The organism is Streptomyces sp. NPDC102283, assembly GCF_044766265.1.
Taxonomy (GTDB): Bacteria; Actinomycetota; Actinomycetes; order Streptomycetales; family Streptomycetaceae; genus Streptomyces.
Genome location: NZ_JBIWLQ010000004.1, coordinates 478,796 through 497,434, shown reverse-complemented (window position 1 = coordinate 497,434; position 18,639 = coordinate 478,796). Strand labels below are relative to the sequence as shown.

Genomic DNA, 18,639 nt, shown 5'->3' with positions numbered 1-18,639 from the left:
CGACCGACCCTCCGGCGGTGGCTTCCGCCGCGATGACAACCGTGGTGGCGGCTCCGGCGGTGGTTTCCGGCGCGACGACAACCGTGGTGGCGGCTTCGAGCGCCGTGACGACCGCCCGCGTGGCCCCCGCCGTGACGACGACCGGCCCTCCGGCGGTGGTTTCCGCCGCGATGACAACCGTGGTGGCGGCGGCTCCGGCGGCGGTTTCCGCCGCGATGACAACCGTGGTGGCGGCGGCTCCGGCGGCGGTTTCCGCCGCGATGACAACCGTGGTGGCGGCGGCTCCGGCGGTGGCTTCCGCCGCGATGACAACCGGGGTGGTGGCTTCGACCGCCGTGACGACCGCCCGCGTGGCCCCCGCCGTGACGACGACCGACCCTCCGGCGGTGGCTTCCGGCGTGACGACAGTCGTGGTGGGGACCGTGATCGTGGGCCTCGTCGTGACGACGACCGTGGTGGGTACCGCGGTGGTCAGCAGCGTGATGACCGTGGTGGCCGTCCGAGCGGTGGCTTCGAGCGCCGTGACGACCGCCCGCGCGGTCCCCGCCGTGACGACGACCGACCCTCCGGCGGCGGTTTCCGCCGCGACGACAACCGGGGCGGTGACAGGGACCGGGGCGGATACCGCGGCGGTCAGCGCGACGACCGGGACCGTGGTGGTTTCCGCGGACGCGATGACCGGGGCGGCGACCGCGACCGTGAGCCGATCAAGCGGCTGCCGATTCCGGACGACGTCACGGGCCACGAGATCGACAAGGACGTACGCCAGGAGCTCATGAGCCTGCCGAAGACCCTTGCCGAGGATGTCGCGCGCAACCTGGTCATGGTCGCCCGGCTGATCGACGAGGACCCCGAGGAGGCGTACGCGTACGCCCGTATCGCCCTCCGGCTCGCATCCCGTGTCGCGGCTGTCCGTGAGGCGGCCGGCTTCGCGGCGTACGCGACGCAGAAGTACGCCGAGGCGCTCGCCGAGTTCCGGGCGTCCCGGCGGATGACCGGGTCCGTGGACCTGTGGCCCGTCATGGCGGACTGCGAGCGCGGGCTCGGGCGTCCCGAGCGGGCGATGGCCATGGCCGGCGAGCCCGAGGTGCGGAAGCTGGACAAGGCCGGACAGGTCGAGATGCGACTGGTGGCCGCCGGGGCACGTCGTGACATGGGCCAGATCGACGCCGCCATCGTGACGCTCCAGAGCCCCGAACTCGCGTCCAGCTCCGTGCAGCCGTGGACGCCGCGACTCCGCTACGCGTACGCGGACGCCCTGCTGGAGGCGGGGCGCGAGGACGAGGCGCGGGAGTGGTTCGGGAAGGCGTTGGAGGCCGACAAGGACGGTTCCACCGACGCGTCCGACCGGCTCGCCGCGCTCGACGGCGTGGAGTTCGTCGATGTCCTCGGTGACGACGAGTCGGCCGAGGCGGACGCGTCCGACCAGGTCGCGCCCGAAGGCCCCGACCACCACCACGACCACGACGACGAGGACGAGGACGACGTGCGTGACGACGCCGACCTCGATGACGGGGTGGACGAGGACGACCAGGACGGTTCTTCTGACGGTTCGGTCAAGGCCTAGCAACTGGTGAAGAGGGGCGGCACTCCGGTCGGAGTACCGCCCCTCTTCGCATCCCGCGCCGGTCCGCCGGTCAGTCGAGGGCGAGGCTCCGCATGACCAGGCCCGTGGCCGGCTTCGGGCCGAACGACGTCGACTTGCGGGGCATGGTCACACCGTGCCGGGCCAGGTCCCGGACGACTTCTTCGCGTACGGGATGCATGAGGACCGCCGTGCCGTCGAGGCGTTCCGCCTGCTCGACGGCGGCCGCGGTGTCGTGGATGTAGCCGATGTGCTCCGGCGCGTCGGGAATCCGCCACACGTCGTCGAGCAGCGCGGAGTGCAGGACCGTCGCGTCCAGGCTGCGCCAGGCGTCGGGGCGGTCCGTCCGAATGGTGCGGGCCAGCAGGGCCGGTTCGGGGCGGTCCACCAGATGGAAGCCTCCGTCGCCGGCGAGGAGGAACGCGTTGCCCCCGGCCGCCGCTTCGGCCAGCGCGTCGAGAGCCCGGGGGAGCGGCCCCTCGACCGGCCGGACCCGGAAGAGACCGTTCAGCGCCTCCAGGGCCCGGGATACCGGCAGCCCGCGCAGCAGCCGGTGGATGGCGCGGACCTGGAGCGGGTGGCGGGCCGTGTCGACGAGGAGGACGAGGCCGCGGTCCCACGGCCCGGGGGCTGCCTGTTCACGCTGGAGCCGGAGGTAGGTGGCCCAGCGGTGGTGCCCGTCCGCGATGAGTGCCTGGTGCCGCGCGAGGTCCGACGCGATCTCGCTCCGCTCGGCCGGGTCCGTCACGGCCCAGAGGCGGTGCCGGAAGCCGTCCTCCGTCGTGGTGGCGAGCAGAGGATCCCGCAGGACCGTGCGCTCGATCACCGCTGCCGCCCCGGTCGGCGCGCCCGTCTCGCCGCGGTAGGTCAGCAGCAGCGGCTCCAGATGGGCCCCTGTCGTACGCATCAGCTCCGCGCGGTCCGCGACGACGTCGTCCATGACGTCCTCGTGGGGCAGCACGATGCCCTCGGCGGCGGGGGAGAGGGCCAGGGCGCCGATCAGGCCCCGCTGGAGGATCTCGTCGTTGCGCTGCTCGTAGACGTACAGCACGGGGTCCGGGTCCGGGGCGATGACGCCCTCGGCCAGCCAGCGGTCCAGTGTGGCGGCCGCCTGCCGGTGCCGGTCCCGGGCCGTGTCGGCCTGAGGGAGGATGAGGCGCACGATGTTGTGCGGATCCGCGGACTCCAGGTGGTGCAGCCCGTCGGGCCGGACGACCACGTCGTACGGGGGCGAGGTCACGGCGGCAAGGCTGCCGACCCGCTCGGGGACGTAACGCAGTCCGCGGAACGGGAAAAGCCGCAGCCCCTGGTCGACGGGGCCTGAAGTGTTCATCAGGGCATCGTATGTGTGCAGAGGGCATACGCGAAGATCGGGGCAGAAGCGTGGAAGAGGAGCGAACCATATGAGCCACCAGCAGGACAGGTCCCGACCGTCGGGGAGCGACACGGCGCTGAGCGAGGCGTACGACACGGCTCTCCTCGACCTCGACGGGGTCGTGTACGCGGGCGGGGAAGCCATCGGCCATGCCGTGGAATCGCTGGCGCGGGCACGGGCCGGAGGCATGCACCTCGCGTATGTCACCAACAACGCGTTGCGGACGCCGGACGCGGTGGCGGAGCACCTCACCGAGCTGGGGGTGCCCGCCGAACCCTCCGACGTGATCACCTCCGCGCAGGCCGTCGCCCGGCTGGTCGCCGATCAACTGCCGCCCGGGGCAAGGGTGCTGGCGATCGGCGGCGAGGGGCTGCGGGTCGCGCTGCGCGAGCGCGGGCTGGTGCCGGTGGAGTCGGCGGACGACGACCCGGCCGCGGTGGTCCAGGGCTACGGCGGGCCGGACATGGCATGGGGGCGGTTCGCCGAGGCGAGCTACGCGATCCGGCGCGGGCTGCCGTGGTTCGCGTCCAACACCGACCTGACGATCCCGGGCGCCCGGGGCATCGCGCCCGGTAACGGGGCCGCGGTCGAGGTCGTCCGCATCGCCACCGGGGCCGAGCCGCAGGTCGCCGGGAAGCCGTTGCCGCCGATGCACCGCGAGACCGTGCTGCGGACCGGGGCGAAGCGGCCGATCGTCGTCGGGGACCGGCTGGACACGGACATCGAGGGCGCGTTCAACGGAGGCGTGGACTCGCTGCTGGTGCTGACCGGGGTGACCGACGCCGCGCAGCTGCTGGCCGCTCCGCCGCAGCACCGGCCGACCTATGTGGACCGGGACCTGCGGGGGCTGCTGACCGGGCAGCCCGAGGTGACGCCGACCGGTGAGGCCTACCGGTGCGGGGGCTGGACGGCCGCCGTGCGCGGGGGCGAGCTGGTGCTGGAGGGCGAGGGCGAGGCCCTCGACGGGCTGCGGGCGCTCTGCGCGGCGGCCTGGACCCTCGCCGGTCCGGGTGTGTGCGGGCTGGGGACGGGGAAGGTCCTGGCCGCGCTCGGGCTCTGAACCGGTCCCCGGCACCGCCCGACGAACCGATCCCGCCGCTCGACGCCCCTGGCACGCGGAGGCGTTGAGCGTGTCGAGGGCGTGGGGCGGCGGCCCGGGACCAGTGGCGCGAAGAGGAAGATAGGCTAACCTAACCTGGTGCTGCTCGGTGGTCCGCCCGCGCCCCGCGCCGTGCCGCTCCACCTCGCCGACTCCGGGAGTACGACCATGCAGCGCCTCACCGCAGAATCGGTGACCCTCGGCTACGACCAGCGGGTCATCACCGAGAACCTCTCGGTGGAGATTCCCGACAACTCCTTCACCGTCATCGTCGGTCCCAACGCCTGCGGCAAGTCGACCCTGCTGCGCGCCCTCGCCCGGATGCTGAAGCCGAGCCGGGGTCAGGTGCTGCTGGACGGGCAGACCATCCACCAGCTGCCCGCGAAGAAGGTCGCCCGGACGCTGGGGCTGCTGCCGCAGTCCTCCATAGCCCCCGACGGGATCACCGTCGCCGACCTCGTCGCCCGCGGCCGCTACCCCCACCAGGGGCTGCTGCGGCAGTGGTCGCCGGAGGACGAGCGGGTCGTCGACGAGTCCATGGAGTCCACCGGCGTCGCCGAGCTGGCCGATCGCTATGTCGACGAACTGTCCGGTGGCCAGCGTCAGCGGGTGTGGATCGCCATGGCGCTGGCCCAGCAGACGCCGCTGCTGCTGCTCGACGAGCCGACGACGTATCTCGACATCCAGCACCAGATCGATGTCCTCGACCTGTGTGCGGAGCTGCACGAGACGCAGGGCCGCACGCTGGTCGCGGTGCTCCACGACCTGAATCACGCCGCGCGGTACGCCACGCATCTCATCGCGATGCGGGACGGGGACATCGTCGCGGAGGGACCGCCTTCGGAGGTGGTCGACGCGGCGTTGGTCGAGCGGGTGTTCGGGATGCGCTGTCAGGTGATCGACGATCCTGAGACGGGGACGCCGCTGGTGGTGCCCGCCGCCCGTAAGGCTCGGAAGGTCGCCGCCGCGTAGGTGGTGGGCCTGGTGTACGGCGGTGGGCGCGGGGTGCGCCCCGCTGGGCGCTTTGCCCTCGATCGCCCCAACGGGCTTGATCGTGCCGCCGCTCGTCCTCGATGGTGCGGGCCGGAACGTGCCCGACGCGGCTACAGCAGCGATCTCAGTTTCAGCAGGTCGCGGAAGCCCGCCTCCAGCCGTACGCGGCCCGAGCCCCACGCCTTCGCGAAGTTCAGGTCCCCGTCCACCAGCGCCACCAGGTCGCCGCCCGTCATCGCCAGCCTGATCTCGGCCTTCTCCCGGGGCGGCCCCTCGACCGTGTCCCGTACCTCGATCCGGCCATCGGCCAGCCGGCCGGTGAACGTGACGTCGAGGTCCTTGATGTGACAGCTCAGCGAGCGGTCGAGGGCGGCTGCGCCGCGCACGTCGCCCCCGGAGGTCGCGAGGTTGTCGGAAAGTCTTGTCAGTGCGCTGCGGCACTCAGCCATGGTCGCCATCGTGCTCGACGGTACACCGGCCCGTCCATGTAGCGTTTCGGCATGAGCGACTGGACGCCGGAGGCGGGGACACCGCCCGTGAGCACGCCCGACGAACCCGTACCCCTGGGGGTCGTCCGCACCCCCACCGGCCATGGGGCGGTGGACGCCCGGCTGGAGCGCCTGGCCGATGCGGACCACCTCCCGGCGGACGGGCACGTCGAGGTGTACGAGGATGTACACCGTGGGCTGCGGTCGGAGCTGACCTCGCTGGACGCCCGTCCGGCCGCCGTACCCGGACCCGTACCCACGCCGTCGCACCGACCGCACGACACGCATCACGACACGCATCACGACAACAGGAGCTGAACCGAACGTGGCAGGAGTGGCACGTCGCCGCCTCGACGCCGAGCTGGTACGCCGCAAGCTCGCCCGCTCGCGCGAGCACGCGAGCCAGCTGATCGCCGCGGGGCGCGTCACCGTCGGCCGCACCACCGCGACCAAACCCGCCACCCAGGTCGAGACGGCCGCCGCGATCGTCGTCACCAAGGACGACGGCGACCCGGACTACGTCTCGCGCGGCGGCCACAAGCTGGCCGGGGCGCTCGCCGCCTTCGTGCCGCTCGGGCTGACCGTCCAGGGGCGGCGGGCGCTGGACGCCGGTGCGTCGACCGGCGGGTTCACCGACGTGCTGCTGCGGGCCGGGGCCCGGCAGGTTCTCGCCGTCGACGTCGGCTACGGGCAGCTCGCCTGGTCGTTGCAGTCCGATGAACGGGTCGTCGTCAAGGACCGTACCAACGTACGGGAGTTGACCCTGGAGGCCATCGACGGGCAGGCGGTCGACCTGGTGGTGGGGGACCTGTCCTTCATCCCGCTGGGCCTCGTGCTGCCCGCCCTCGCCCGGTGCGCCGGGCCCGACGCGGACCTGGTCCTCATGGTCAAGCCGCAGTTCGAGGTGGGCAAGGAGCGGCTCGGCAGCGGCGGAGTGGTGCGGAGCCCGGAGCTGCGCGCCGAAGCCGTGCGCGAAGTGGCGCGGCGGGCCTGGGGGCTGGGCCTCGGCGTACGAGGGGTGACGGCCAGTCCGCTGCCCGGTCCGTCGGGCAACGTCGAGTACTTTCTTTGGCTGCGGGCCGGCGCACCTGAGCTGGATCCCGCGGATGTCGACCGTGCAGTGGCGGAGGGGCCTCGTTGACGACGAATGTGACCACGAATGCGGCACGAACAGTCTTCCTTCTGGCGCACACCGGCCGGCCGGCCGCGATCCGCAGCGCGGAGCTCGTCGTGCAGGGTCTGCTGCGCAACGGGCTCGGCGTGCGGGTCTCGGCGACCGAGGCGGCCGATCTGCCGCTGCCCGACACGGTGGAGACCGTCACCGACACCAGCCCCTCCGCGGTGGACGGCTGCGAGCTGCTGATCGTCCTCGGCGGTGACGGCACCCTGTTGCGCGGCGCGGAGTTCTCCCGCGCCTCCGGGGTGCCGATGCTCGGCGTCAACCTAGGACGCGTCGGCTTCCTCGCCGAGGCCGAGCGCGACGATCTCGACAAGGTGGTCTCCCGGGTCGTCACCCGCGACTACGAGGTCGAGGAGCGGATGACGATCGACGTCCTCGTGCACAGCAACGGCAAGGTCGTGCACTCCGACTGGGCGCTCAACGAGGCGGCCGTGCAGAAGGTGTCGCCCGAGCGGATGCTCGAAGTGGTCCTGGAGATCGACGGCCGTCCGGTCACCGGGTTCGGCTGCGACGGGATCGTCTGCGCGACCCCGACCGGTTCGACCGCGTACGCCTTCTCGGCGGGCGGGCCGGTCGTCTGGCCCGAGGTCGAGGCGCTGCTGATGGTCCCGATCAGCGCCCACGCCCTGTTCGCCAAGCCGCTGGTGACCTCGCCCACGTCCGTGCTCGCGGTCGAGGTCCAGCCGCACACCCCGCACGGGGTGCTGTGGTGCGACGGGCGGCGGACCGTGGAGCTGCCCGCCGGGGCGCGGGTCGAGGTGCGGCGCGGTGCGGTGCCCGTACGGCTGGCGCGGCTGCACCAGGCCTCGTTCACCGACCGGCTGGTGGCGAAGTTCGCGCTGCCCGTTTCGGGGTGGCGGGGCGCTCCCCACTGACGGTGACGACGGCGCCTCGCGGCCCCCGCGACCCTCGGGAGAGTGAATCCGGGAGCGGGGGCCGTCGCGCGCCCGGCCCGCGACCTCGTAAGGTCATGTCCGTGTTGGAGGAGATGCGGATACGGTCGCTCGGAGTCATCGACGACGCGGTGGTGGAGCTGTCACCCGGTTTCACCGCGGTCACGGGTGAGACCGGCGCGGGCAAGACCATGGTCGTCACGAGCCTCGGGCTGTTGCTCGGCGGGCGCGCGGACCCCGCTCTCGTACGGGTCGGGGCCAAGGCCGCGGTCGTCGAGGGCAGGATCACGGTGTCCGAGGGCGACGCGGCGGCGCTGCGGGCCGAGGAGGCCGGGGCGGAACTCGACGACGGCGCGCTGCTGATCAGCCGTACGGTCTCGGCGGAAGGACGCTCGCGGGCCCATCTCGGCGGCAGATCCGTGCCGGTGGGGGTCCTGACCGAGCTGGCGGACGAACTCGTCGCCGTGCACGGCCAGACCGACCAGCAGGGCCTGCTCAAGCCCGCACGGCAGCGGGGGGCGCTCGACCGGTACGCCGGGGACGGCGTGGCCGTCCCGCATGCCGCGTACACGGCGGCCTACCGGCGGCTGCGGACCGTCGCCGCGACCTTGGAGGAGCTCACCACCCGGGCCCGGGAGCGGGCCCAGGAGGCGGATCACCTGCGCTTCGGTCTGAACGAGGTCGCCGCCGTCGAGCCGTTGCCGGGTGAGGACGTCGAGCTGGCCGCCGAGGCGGAGCGGCTCGGGCACGCCGAGGCGCTCGCTTCCGCGGCCTCCCTCGCGCACACCGCGCTCGCGGGGAACCCGGAGGATCCGGAGGGCGTCGACGCGACGACGGTCGTCGCCGCCGCCGGGCAGGCCCTGGACGCGGTCCGGGCGCATGACCCGGCGCTGGCCGCGCTGGCCGACCGGATCGGGGAGATCTCCATCCTGATCGCCGACGTCTCCGGCGAGCTGGCCGGGTACGCCGACCAGCTGGAGGCGGACCCGCTGCGGCTGGCCGCCGTGGAGGAGCGCCGGGCCGCGCTGACCACCCTGACCCGGAAGTACGGCACGGACATCACGGCCGTGCTCGCCTGGGCCCAGGAGGGCGCCGGGCGGCTCACCGAGCTGGAGGGCGACGACGAGCGCATCGGTGAGCTGACCGTCGAGCGCGACGGTCTGCGGGCCGAACTCTCCGTGCTCGGACAGGCGTTGAGCGATGCGCGCACGGAGGCGGCAGCCCTGTTCGCCGAGGCGGTGACGGGCGAGCTGGCCTCGCTCGCCATGCCGCACGCCCGGGTCTCCTTCGCCATCCGGCAGACCGAGGCGGCGGACGAGGCGTCCGGCATCGACATCGGCGGGCGGAGCGTGGCCTACGGTCCCTCCGGCGCGGACGAGGTCGAGCTGCTGCTCGCCCCGCACCCGGGCGCCCAGCCCCGGCCGATCGCCAAGGGCGCTTCGGGCGGTGAGCTGTCCCGGGTGATGCTCGCGGTCGAGGTCGTCTTCGCGGGCTCCGACCCCGTACCGACGTATCTCTTCGACGAGGTCGACGCGGGCGTCGGCGGCAAGGCGGCCGTCGAGGTCGGCCGGCGGCTCGCCAAGCTCGCCCGGTCCGCCCAGGTGGTGGTCGTGACCCACCTGCCGCAGGTGGCGGCCTTCGCCGACCGGCAGCTGCTGGTCGAGAAGACCGTGGACGGCTCGGTGACCCGCAGTGGCGTCACCGTCCTGGAGGGCGAGGACAGGGTCCGGGAGCTGTCACGGATGCTGGCGGGCCAGGAGGACTCCGAGACGGCCCGCGCCCACGCCGAGGAGCTGCTGGCCACGGCCCGCGCCGAATAGCCGCTCGTGGCGGCCGTACGGGTACGGGCGGGGGCATTCCTCCCGCCCGTACGTGCTTCCGGCGGGCGGATGTCGACAACCTCGCGCCTCGATATTCACCCGTGAGGGTGGTGCGGTGTGGCCGGTTGTCGCCCGGAGTGCGGCAGCAACGTTACGCCGGTCCCGGAACGTGCGTACGGACTGGCATCCTTGGCGCTGTACTTTCCGCCGACTCCGGAGCCCCGGGGAGCCAATCAACGTGTCACAACTGCGTACGGTCCAAGTCCTGGGCGGCGGCAGTGCGGGCAGCAGCGCGCACGTCGGTTCGCTGGCCGCCGGGCTGGTGGCGCGCGGGGTGCGGGTGACCGTCTGCGCCCCGCCCGCGGTGGACCGCGCCTACGACTTCACGGCGACCGGGGCCCGGTTCCTTCCGGTGCCCCGGCGCAGCGACCCGCTCGCCGTCGCCGCGCTGCGGGCCGCCTGCGCGGGTGCGGACGTCGTCCACGCCCATGGGCTCCACGCGGCCGCCCGCACCGCCCTCGCGCTGAGCGGTCGCGCCGTGCCGCTGGTGATGACCTGGCACACGCGGCGGTACGCGGAAGGCGCCCGCCGCCAGATCCTGCACCTGCTGGAACGGCGCGCCGCACGGGCGGCGGCCGTGGTCCTCGCCCCCTCGTCCGACCTGGTGGACCGGGCCCGCGAGCGGGGCGCCCGCGACGCCCGGTTCGCCCCCGTGGCCGTCCCGCCCCCGCGGCCGGCCGACGCCGACGACGCGGGCAAGGCGCGGGCCGAACTGGGCTCGGTGGAGCGGCCGTTGCTGATGGCCGTCGGCAGTCTCGTACCGCATCACGGCTTCGACGTCCTGCTGGACGCGGCCCGCGCCTGGCGGCGTCTGGACCCTGTGCCGCTGCTGGTCATCGCGGGGGAGGGGCGCGACCGGGGCGCTCTGCAACGGCGGATCAGGGACGAGGAGTTGCCCGTCACACTCATCGGATGCCGCGACGGTGTCGGGGAGTTGCTCGCCGCCGCCGATCTGGCCCTGCTGCCGAGCCGGTGGGAGGGCCGCTCCCTGCTGGCGCAGGAGGCGCTGCGGGCCGGGGTGCCGCTCGTCGCCACGGCGGTCGGCGGTGTGCCCGAACTGGTCGGCGAGGCTGCCGCATTGGTCCCCTACGGCCACGCCGAGGCCCTCGCCCGTACGGTCGTGAGACTGCTCGGGGACCCGGCGGAGCGCGCCCGGCTCGCCGCGGCCGGGCGGGTGCAGGCGGCGGGCTGGCCCACCGAGGACGACACGATCGCCCATGTGCTCAGCGTCTACGACGAGCTGGCGCAGCCGTTGGCGACGGGGCGGACGCGCTGACGAGGCGGCGCCGGGGCCCGCTCTCAGGTGGTGTGGCGGCGGGCCCGCAGCGCCAGGCTCAGCGCCAGCACCGTCTGCGGGTCGTCCAGGTCCGTGCCCAGCAGCTCGCCGATCCGGGCCAGCCGGTTGTAGAGCGTCTGGCGGTTGAGGTGCAGCTCGCGGGCGGTCTCCGCCTTGCGGCCCGCGTGCGCCAGATACGCCTGGAGCGTCGGGAGCAGCGGCGGGCGCGAGGTGCGGTCGTGCTCGCGCAGCGGACCGATCGCCCGGTTCACGAACGCCGCCAGGTCCGGATGGTCGCGCAGCCGCCACAGCAGCAGGTCGATGTCGAGGCGCCGGGCGTCGTACCAGGGCCGGTCGTCCAGGCCCTGCGCGGCTGTCGCCGTCTCCGACGCGTGCCGCAGCCCCGCGCCCGCCGCGGCCCAGCCGCCCGCGACGCCGACCACGACCACCGGCGGCTGCGATCCGGCGCGGTCGAGGCCCGCCCGTTCCACCCCGGCGCGCAGCGCCGCCGCCACCCGGTCCGCGACCGCGGTGCGCTCGCCCTCCGAACGCAGCCCGACCAGCAGCGGAACCCGCCCCTCCACGGGCCGTACGCCGAGCAGCACCGGCACCCCGACCGAGGCCAGCTCCTCCAGGACCGCACGGGCCAGCACCGCCCAGTTGCCCGACGGGGACAGCTCGGGGGCCAGCCGCATCACCACCGGGAGCAGCGGGGTGTCGCCGGGCCGGAAGCCGAGCACCCGGGCCTGGGCGGGGGCGTCCTCGGGGGCGATCCGGCCCTCCGCGAGGTCGGTGAGGAAGTCGCCCCGGCCCCGGGCCGCCAGCTCCTCCTCCTGCCGGGCCTGCATCAGCACGACGGCGAGGAGGCCCGCCGCGCGCTCCGCCGCCATCCGGTGCACGGTCGCCAGCGGCCCGGCCACCGCGAGCAGCACCAGCCGGGCCCGTACCGCACCGGTCTCGGGCCCGCCGCCGGGCACGTCCACCAGCACCGCGCCCACAGGCGGGCTCTCCCGGGCGGCCCGGTCGCCGCGCATGCCCTCCCAGACCTGGAGCGGGTCCGCGCCCACCGGGCCGGTCCCGGTGGACGCCGCGTACAGGAGCCGGCCGTCGGGCGTCTCCAGGAAGACCGGGTTGGCGGTGAAGTCGGCGAGGATCCCGAGGACCTGCGGCACCCCGCCGCCGTCGAGCAGCGCCCGGGTGGCACGCCGGTGCACCTCCTCCGCCTGCTGGAGCAGCGCGTAGTGTCCGTTGACGATCTCGGTGTGCACCTCCTCGGTCACCGCGACGAACGGCACCTCGCGGTGCAGCTGGACCAGCGGGAGCCCGGCCGCGCGGGCGGCGTCCACGATGGAGGCGGGCAGCCGCCCGAAGCGCGGGCCGAGCTCCACCACCAGGGCCGCGATGGACCGGTCGGCGAGGCGGCGGACGAAGGCGCGCTGTTCGGCGGGGCGGGCGCCGAGGCCCAGGCCGGTGGTCAGGAGCAGCTCGCCGCCCTTGAGGAGGGAGGCGATGTTCGGGACCTCTCCCGCATGCACCCAGCGCACCGTACGGTTCAGCCGGTCGGCGCCGGCCACCACCTCCGGGAGCCCGGCGCGCAGCCCCGGCAGCTCCAGCGCCCGCTGCACGGTGATTCCGCTGTGGCTCTCCACGTACCGGCCCGCTTCCCTTGTGCCCCGCCCGTCGATCGGGTGGTCGTCCTGTTCAGGACGCTACCGCCCGGGGGCCGGGGCGCGCACCGCAGGGGAGGCGCGCGGACGCGTTGCCGCACCGGGCCCGCCGGTCAGGGCTTCGTCAGCAACCCCGCGAGCGCGCCCCGGCTCAGGCGCAGCGCCTCGATCCGGTCGTCCATCACGGCCAGTTCCCCGCCGAGGATCTCCCGCAGCTCCGCGCACCAGTCGAACGCGGGTCCCTCGCCCCGGGCACACGGCAGCACCTGGGCGATCACCTCGGTGGTCAGGCCCGCCCGCAGCAGCGCGCGGATCTGTGTGACGGTCACCACCGCCTCCTCGGCGTAGGCGCGATAGCCGTTCGCGCCGCGCCCGGCCGACAACAGGCCCTGCGCCTCGTAGTACCGCAGCGACCGCGCGCTGGCGCCCGTCCGCCGGGACAACTCCCCGATCAGCATGTGCCCGTGCCTCGTTCCCTCTTGACCTTGTCACCGGTGTCAGGCCCTAACGTCCGGGCCATGAAACAGGATTCCCCGTACGTCGTGCAGGTGAACGGCCGGACGGCCACCACCGGCGACCTCGCGCCGCTCGCCTTCGCGGGCCACGCCCACTTCACCGCCGTTCAGGTCAGGGGCGGCCGGGCCCGCGGCCTCGACCTCCACCTGGAGCGGCTGAGGGCCGCGTCGACGGAGCTGTTCGGCCGGGCTCTGCCCGAGGACGTGGTGCGCTCGCGTCTGCGTAGGGCGCTCCGCGACGGACCGGCCGATCTCTCGCTGACGGCCGCGGTGTACTCCCCGGCGGGCGAGTTCACCGCGGCCGACGCCGATCCCGCGCTCCTCGTGCGCACCGGCCCGGCGTCGTCCGGTCCCGCCGGGCCGCTCGCCCTGGCGGCGCTCCGGCACGACCGGTACCTACCGCACATCAAGCACGTCGGCGAGCCGGCCAAGACGCGGCTGCTCCGCGAGGCCGCCGCCGACGGTTTCGACGACGCCGCGTTCCTGGACGGGGAGGGCCGCTTCAGCGAGGCGACGATCTGGAACCTCGCCTTCTGGGACGGCGAGTCGGTGCTGTGGCCCCGGGCCGGGCTGCTGGCCGGGACGACCATGGGCATCGTCCGGCGGCAGCTGGGCCGGCTCGGGATCGGACAGCGGACCGTCGCGATCACCCCCGAGGACCTGCCCGCCCTCGCCGGGGCGGTCGTCATGAACTCCTGGACGCCGGGTGTGGCCGTCCACCGGATCGGCGCGGTCGAGCTGCCGTCCGCCCCGCCGTTCCTGGAGCTGCTCCACCGGGCGTACGAGGTCGAACCGCTCACCGCCCCCTGACAACGCGCGACGGCCGCCCCGGAGAACCCGGGGCGGCCGTTCTCACCGTCGGCGGCTCAGCCGACGTACGCGCCGCTCGCCGTCAGCCGCAGAGCCGTGTCGATCAGCGGGACATGGCTGAACGCCTGCGGGAAGTTCCCCACCTGGCGCTGGAGATTGGAGTCCCACTCCTCGGCCAGCAGGCCCAGGTCGTTGCGGAGCGACAGCAGCTTCTCGAACAGCTGGCGCGCCTCGTCGACCCGGCCGATCATCGCGAGGTCGTCGGCCATCCAGAACGAACAGGCCAGGAACGCACCCTCGTCGCCCGCCAGACCGTCGACGCCCGCGTTCTCGCCCTCCGTCGGGTAGCGCAGGATGAAGCCGTCCTCCGTGGACAGCTCCCGCTGGATCGCCTCGATCGTGCCGATGACCCGCTTGTCGTCCGGCGGCAGGAAGCCCATCTGCGGGATGAGTAGCAGGGAGGCGTCCAGCTCCTTCGACCCGTAGGACTGGGTGAAGGTGTTGCGCTCCTTGTCGTAGCCGCGCTCGCAGACATCGCGGTGGATGTCGTCGCGGAGCTGGTACCACCGCTCCAGCGGACCCTCGACGTCCCCGGACTCGACCAGCTTGATCGTCCGGTCGACCGCGACCCACGCCATCACCTTCGAGTGAACGAAGTGCCGGCGCGGCCCGCGCACCTCCCAGATGCCCTCGTCGGGCTCCTCCCAGTGCTTCTCCAGATACTCGATCAGCTTGAGCTGGAGGCCCATGGCGTAGTCGTTGCGGGTCAGCCCCGTCATGTGCGCCAGGTGCAGCGCCTCGGTGACCTCGCCGTACACATCGAGCTGGAGCTGGTTGGCCGCGCCGTTGCCGACCCGGACCGGGCCGGAGTTCTCGTAACCGGGCAGCCAGTCCAGCTCCGCCTCGCCGAGCTCGCGCTCCCCGGCGATGCCGTACATGATCTGGAGGTTCTCCGGGTCGCCCGCCACCGCCCGCAGCAGCCACTCGCGCCAGGCGCGGGCCTCCTCCCGGTATCCGGTGCGCAGCAGCGAGGAGAGGGTGATCGCGGCGTCCCGCAGCCAGGTGTAGCGGTAGTCCCAGTTCCGTACGCCCCCGATCTCCTCGGGCAGTGAGGTGGTCGGGGCCGCGACGATGCCGCCGGTCGGCGCGTACGTGAGGGCCTTCAGCGTGATCAGGGAGCGGACGACCGCCTCCCGATAGGGTCCGTGGTACGTACACTGATCGACCCATTCGCGCCAGAACAGCTCGGTCGCCTCCAGCGAGCCCTCGGGCTCGGGGAGGGCGGGCGGCCCGTGGTGCGAGGGCTGCCAGCTGATCGTGAACGCCACCCGGTCGCCGGGGCCGACGGTGAAGTCGGAGTAGGTGGTGAGGTTCTTGCCGTACGTCTCCGCCTCGGTGTCCAGCCAGACGGAGTCCGGTCCGGCGACGGCGACCGTGCGGTTGTCGACCTTGTGCACCCACGGCGTCACCCGGCCGTAGCTGAAACGCATCCGCAGTTCCGAGCGCATCGGCACCCGGCCGCTGACGCCCTCCACGATCCGGATGAGCTGGGGAGCGCCGTCACGCGGCGGCATGAAGTCGGTCACCCGTACGGTGCCGCGCGGCGTGTCCCACTCCGATTCCAGGACGAGGGAGTCACCGCGATAGCGACGCCGGTCGGCGAAGGCTGGTTCCGTTCCTTCCGCTCTCGCGGGGCCCAGGCGCCAGAAGCCGTGTTCCTCGGTGCCCAGAAGCCCCGCGAACACGGCGTGCGAGTCGAAGCGGGGCAGGCACAGCCAGTCCGCTGTGCCGTCCCGGCAGACCAGGGCGGCGGTCTGCATGTCTCCGATAAGTGCGTAATCCTCGATGCGCCCGGCCACGTGCGTCTCCAGTCGAACGGCCATGTCGCCCTGTCGAAGGGCGCTTACTGCGGGTCAAGGGGGTCGTAGGGTCTTTCACCCGGGAAGATCCGACGAGGCCTGTACCGGGTGGGCGGCCTGGGTGGCGCCACCGCCCGGCCGTCTCGGCAGCGAGTGTTTGAGCAGGATACGACGCACCACGAAGATCCGCGCGACGGTCTCCGCAACATCTCTGAGCTGATCGGGTGGGACGTGGAGTGGCTGCGGTGAAGCTGTGACGTCCCTGTGCAGGGTGTGGCCGGAAGCAGCCTCTCGCCGTCGCTGTTACCCTGGTAGCCCGTGGACCGGTGGTCGTTCGCGACAGCGCACGAGGCCCCCGAACCGCAGCGACGGCGCCCCCGGAATCTCCGGTTGGGCGGCCGGTACGCACCTCAGAACCGCGACCACGGGAGCCCCCTTTGGCTATGCAGCCCACATCCACGACGACCAAGCACATCTTCGTCACCGGGGGTGTCGCCTCCTCCCTCGGCAAGGGTCTGACTGCCTCCAGCCTGGGTGCCCTGCTCAAGGCGCGGGGCCTGCGGGTCACCATGCAGAAGCTCGACCCCTACCTCAACGTCGACCCGGGCACGATGAACCCCTTCCAGCACGGTGAGGTGTTCGTCACCAACGACGGCGCCGAGACCGACCTGGACATCGGCCACTACGAGCGTTTCCTCGACGTCGACCTCGACGGCTCCGCCAACGTGACGACCGGCCAGGTCTACTCGCAGGTCATCGCCAAGGAGCGGCGCGGCGAATACCTGGGCGACACCGTCCAGGTCATCCCGCACATCACCAACGAGATCAAGCACCGCATCCGCCGCATGGCCGCCGACGACGTGGACGTCGTCATCACCGAGGTCGGCGGCACGGTCGGCGACATCGAGTCGCTGCCGTTCCTGGAGACCGTCCGTCAGGTCCGCCACGAGGTCGGCCGGGACAACGTCTTCGTGGTCCACATCTCGCTGCTGCCCTACATCGGCCCGTCCGGCGAGCTGAAGACCAAGCCCACCCAGCACTCGGTGGCCGCCCTGCGCAACATCGGCATCCAGCCGGACGCCATCGTGCTGCGCGCCGACCGTGAGGTCCCCACCGCCATCAAGCGCAAGATCTCGCTGATGTGCGACGTCGACGAGACCGCCGTGGTGGCCTGCCCGGACGCCCGGTCGATCTACGACATCCCCAAGGTGCTGCACACCGAGGGTCTGGACGCCTACGTCGTGCGCAAGCTCGACCTGCCGTTCCGGGACGTCGACTGGACCACCTGGGACGACCTGCTGGACCGGGTCCACAACCCCGACCACGAGGTCACCGTCGCGCTGGTCGGCAAGTACATCGACCTGCCCGACGCCTATCTCTCGGTCACCGAGGCGATCCGCGCCGGCGGCTTCGCCAACAAGGCCCGGGTCAAGGTCAAGTGGGTCACCTCCGACGACTGCCGGACCGCGGCGGGCGCCGCCGAGCACCTCGGCGACGTCGACGCGATCTGCATCCCGGGCGGCTTCGGCGAGCGCGGGGTCGACGGCAAGGTCGGCGCCATCCGCTACGCCCGCGAGAACAAGGTGCCGCTGCTCGGCCTCTGCCTCGGCCTCCAGTGCATCGTGATCGAGGCGGCCCGCTCGCTCGCCGAGATCCCCGACGCCAACTCCACCGAGTTCGACGCCGCCACCTCCCACCCCGTCATCTCGACGATGGAGGAGCAGCTCGCCTACGTCGAGGGCGCGGGCGACCTGGGCGGAACCATGCGGCTCGGCCTCTACCCGGCCAAGCTCGCCGAGGGCTCCCTGGTGCGCGAGGCGTACGCGGGCGAGCCGTACGTCGAGGAGCGCCACCGCCACCGCTACGAGGTCAACAACGCCTACCGCGGTGAGCTGGAGAAGAAGGCCGGACTGGTCTTCTCCGGCACCTCCCCGGACAACAAGCTCGTCGAGTACGTCGAGTACCCGCGCGAGGTCCACCCCTACCTGGTCGCCACCCAGGCGCACCCGGAGCTGCGCTCCCGCCCGACCCGCCCGCACCCGCTCTTCGCGGGTCTGGTGAAGGCCGCCGTCGCGCGCCAGGTCGCCGCCGCGAAGGGCGCGGACGCGTAACACCGAGGCATTACGGTTGACCGGGGTACGGATCCTGCGCGGATCGGTACCCCGGTTTCCGTTGGTTCGTGGGAGGACGTGGACGTACATGGGTATCCAGGACAAGCCCGAGGAGTGGCAGGTCACCGCGACCGCGACCCCCTTCACCGGCAACAAGACCAGCGTCCGCACCGACCAGGTGGTGATGCCCGACGGGTCCGTCCACGGCCGTGACTACCAGGTCCACCCCGGCTCCGTCGCCGTCCTCGCGCTGGACGACGACGACCGGGTCATCGTGCTCCGGCAGTACCGCCACCCGGTGCGCCACCGGCTCTGGGAGATCCCGGCCGGACTGCTCGACGTCCCCGGCGAGAACCCCCTGCACGCCGCGCAGCGCGAGCTGTACGAGGAGGCGCACGTCAAGGCCGAGGACTGGCGGGTGCTGACCGACGTCTACACCACGCCCGGCGGCTGCGACGAGGCCGTGCGCGTCTTCCTCGCCCGCGATCTCTCCGAGGCGGAGGGCGAGCGGTACGCGGTCTCCGAGGAGGAGGCCGACATGGAGCACGCCCGGGTGCCGCTGCCCGAGCTGGTCCGCTCGGTGATCGCGGGGGACGTGCACAACAACTGCCTGGTCGTCGGGGCGCTCGCGCTCTCCGCCGTACGCGCGGGCGACGGCGTCGACTCCCTGCGCCCCGCCGACGCGCCCTGGCCGGCCCGGCCCTTCGAGGCCTGACGGCCCGTCTGCCGCCGCGCGTCGTACCCCCGGTCGGACGGTCACCGAACCTGGCGATCGGTAAAAGTGAAGAAATGCTGATCCGATCGGGGGATGTTCCTCGTGCTCCGCTCCACTCCGCAGTGATCGTCGTCACCGCTGAACTACGCTCGAAACGCACCCGACCGGAGTTCCGGCGGGCACCGCGTGCAGC

The 18,639-nt window shown here is 73.0% G+C and carries 16 protein-coding genes and 1 pseudogene; 11 read left to right on the top strand and 6 right to left on the bottom strand.

The window, feature by feature from the left end:
* Nucleotides 1–745, bottom strand: a pseudogene (locus tag ACIRJT_RS11520) (hypothetical protein); the annotation flags it as partial.
* A 30-nt stretch (nt 746–775) separates the two neighbouring features.
* Between ACIRJT_RS11520 and ACIRJT_RS11515 the strand changes: the two are divergent.
* Nucleotides 776–1,567, top strand: a complete 792-nt coding sequence (locus tag ACIRJT_RS11515; RefSeq protein ID WP_403907490.1) for a tetratricopeptide repeat protein — start codon at nt 776–778, stop codon at nt 1,565–1,567.
* 70 nt (nt 1,568–1,637) lie between these two features.
* On the opposite strand, the gene ACIRJT_RS11510 is transcribed toward ACIRJT_RS11515, so the two are convergent.
* A complete protein-coding gene (locus ACIRJT_RS11510; RefSeq protein ID WP_403907488.1) occupies nt 1,638–2,918 on the bottom strand; it encodes a DUF1015 family protein in 1,281 nt (426 codons plus the stop codon).
* 70 nt (nt 2,919–2,988) lie between these two features.
* Between ACIRJT_RS11510 and ACIRJT_RS11505 the strand changes: the two genes are divergently transcribed.
* Together ACIRJT_RS11505 and ACIRJT_RS11500 are read left to right on the top strand one after the other, a co-directional pair.
* A complete protein-coding gene (locus ACIRJT_RS11505) occupies nt 2,989–4,020 on the top strand; it encodes an HAD-IIA family hydrolase (protein ID WP_403907486.1) in 1,032 nt (343 codons plus the stop codon).
* Nucleotides 4,021–4,227: 207 nt separating this feature from the next.
* Nucleotides 4,228–5,031, top strand: coding sequence for an ABC transporter ATP-binding protein (locus ACIRJT_RS11500; protein WP_050362315.1), 804 nt, complete (start codon nt 4,228–4,230; stop codon nt 5,029–5,031).
* 131 nt (nt 5,032–5,162) lie between these two features.
* Here ACIRJT_RS11500 and ACIRJT_RS11495 read toward each other — a convergent pair whose 3' ends face one another.
* Nucleotides 5,163–5,510 (bottom strand): SCP2 sterol-binding domain-containing protein, encoded by a 348-nt coding sequence (locus ACIRJT_RS11495; RefSeq protein WP_403907484.1) that lies wholly within the window; start codon nt 5,508–5,510, stop codon nt 5,163–5,165.
* 42 nt (nt 5,511–5,552) lie between these two features.
* Between ACIRJT_RS11495 and ACIRJT_RS11490 the strand changes: the two genes are divergently transcribed.
* The 5 genes from ACIRJT_RS11490 (at nt 5,553) to ACIRJT_RS11470 (ending at nt 10,769) form a co-directional block, all read left to right on the top strand.
* Entirely contained in the window at nt 5,553–5,858 is a 306-nt protein-coding gene (locus ACIRJT_RS11490) for a hypothetical protein (RefSeq protein WP_403907482.1), read from the top strand.
* Between the two features lie 7 nt (nt 5,859–5,865).
* A complete protein-coding gene (locus ACIRJT_RS11485; RefSeq protein WP_403907480.1) occupies nt 5,866–6,681 on the top strand; it encodes a TlyA family RNA methyltransferase in 816 nt (271 codons plus the stop codon).
* Between the two features lie 8 nt (nt 6,682–6,689).
* Complete coding sequence (locus tag ACIRJT_RS11480) at nt 6,690–7,595, top strand: NAD kinase (protein ID WP_403907531.1); 906 nt, start codon at nt 6,690–6,692, stop codon at nt 7,593–7,595.
* Nucleotides 7,596–7,690: 95 nt separating this feature from the next.
* The gene (recN, locus tag ACIRJT_RS11475) at nt 7,691–9,433 is read left to right on the top strand and encodes a DNA repair protein RecN (RefSeq protein WP_403907478.1); all 1,743 of its coding nucleotides are present in this window, start codon (nt 7,691–7,693) and stop codon (nt 9,431–9,433) included.
* A gap of 238 nt (nt 9,434–9,671) precedes the next feature.
* Nucleotides 9,672–10,769 carry a glycosyltransferase family 4 protein gene (locus tag ACIRJT_RS11470; RefSeq protein ID WP_403907476.1) on the top strand — a complete coding sequence of 366 codons (1,098 nt, stop codon included), beginning with the start codon at nt 9,672–9,674 and terminating at the stop codon, nt 10,767–10,769.
* Nucleotides 10,770–10,792: 23 nt separating this feature from the next.
* On the opposite strand, the gene ACIRJT_RS11465 is transcribed toward ACIRJT_RS11470, so the two are convergent.
* Nucleotides 10,793–12,418, bottom strand: coding sequence for a PucR family transcriptional regulator (locus ACIRJT_RS11465; protein ID WP_403907474.1), 1,626 nt, complete (start codon nt 12,416–12,418; stop codon nt 10,793–10,795).
* 131 nt (nt 12,419–12,549) lie between these two features.
* Nucleotides 12,550–12,894: a MerR family transcriptional regulator gene (locus ACIRJT_RS11460; RefSeq protein ID WP_403907472.1), complete on the bottom strand. Its 345-nt coding sequence runs from the start codon at nt 12,892–12,894 to the stop codon at nt 12,550–12,552.
* Between the two features lie 60 nt (nt 12,895–12,954).
* Between ACIRJT_RS11460 and ACIRJT_RS11455 the strand changes: the two genes are divergently transcribed.
* Nucleotides 12,955–13,761 (top strand): aminotransferase class IV family protein, encoded by an 807-nt coding sequence (locus tag ACIRJT_RS11455; protein WP_403907471.1) that lies wholly within the window; start codon nt 12,955–12,957, stop codon nt 13,759–13,761.
* Nucleotides 13,762–13,817: 56 nt separating this feature from the next.
* Here the strand turns inward: ACIRJT_RS11455 and ACIRJT_RS11450 are convergent, their stop codons facing one another.
* A complete protein-coding gene (locus ACIRJT_RS11450; protein WP_403907529.1) occupies nt 13,818–15,620 on the bottom strand; it encodes a glycoside hydrolase family 15 protein in 1,803 nt (600 codons plus the stop codon).
* Between the two features lie 443 nt (nt 15,621–16,063).
* Between ACIRJT_RS11450 and ACIRJT_RS11445 the strand changes: the two genes are divergently transcribed.
* Together ACIRJT_RS11445 and ACIRJT_RS11440 are read left to right on the top strand one after the other, a co-directional pair.
* Nucleotides 16,064–17,731: a CTP synthase gene (locus tag ACIRJT_RS11445; RefSeq protein WP_403907469.1), complete on the top strand. Its 1,668-nt coding sequence runs from the start codon at nt 16,064–16,066 to the stop codon at nt 17,729–17,731.
* Between the two features lie 88 nt (nt 17,732–17,819).
* Nucleotides 17,820–18,446 (top strand): NUDIX hydrolase, encoded by a 627-nt coding sequence (locus ACIRJT_RS11440; RefSeq protein WP_007454720.1) that lies wholly within the window; start codon nt 17,820–17,822, stop codon nt 18,444–18,446.
* The last annotated feature ends 193 nt before the right edge of the window (nt 18,447–18,639 follow it).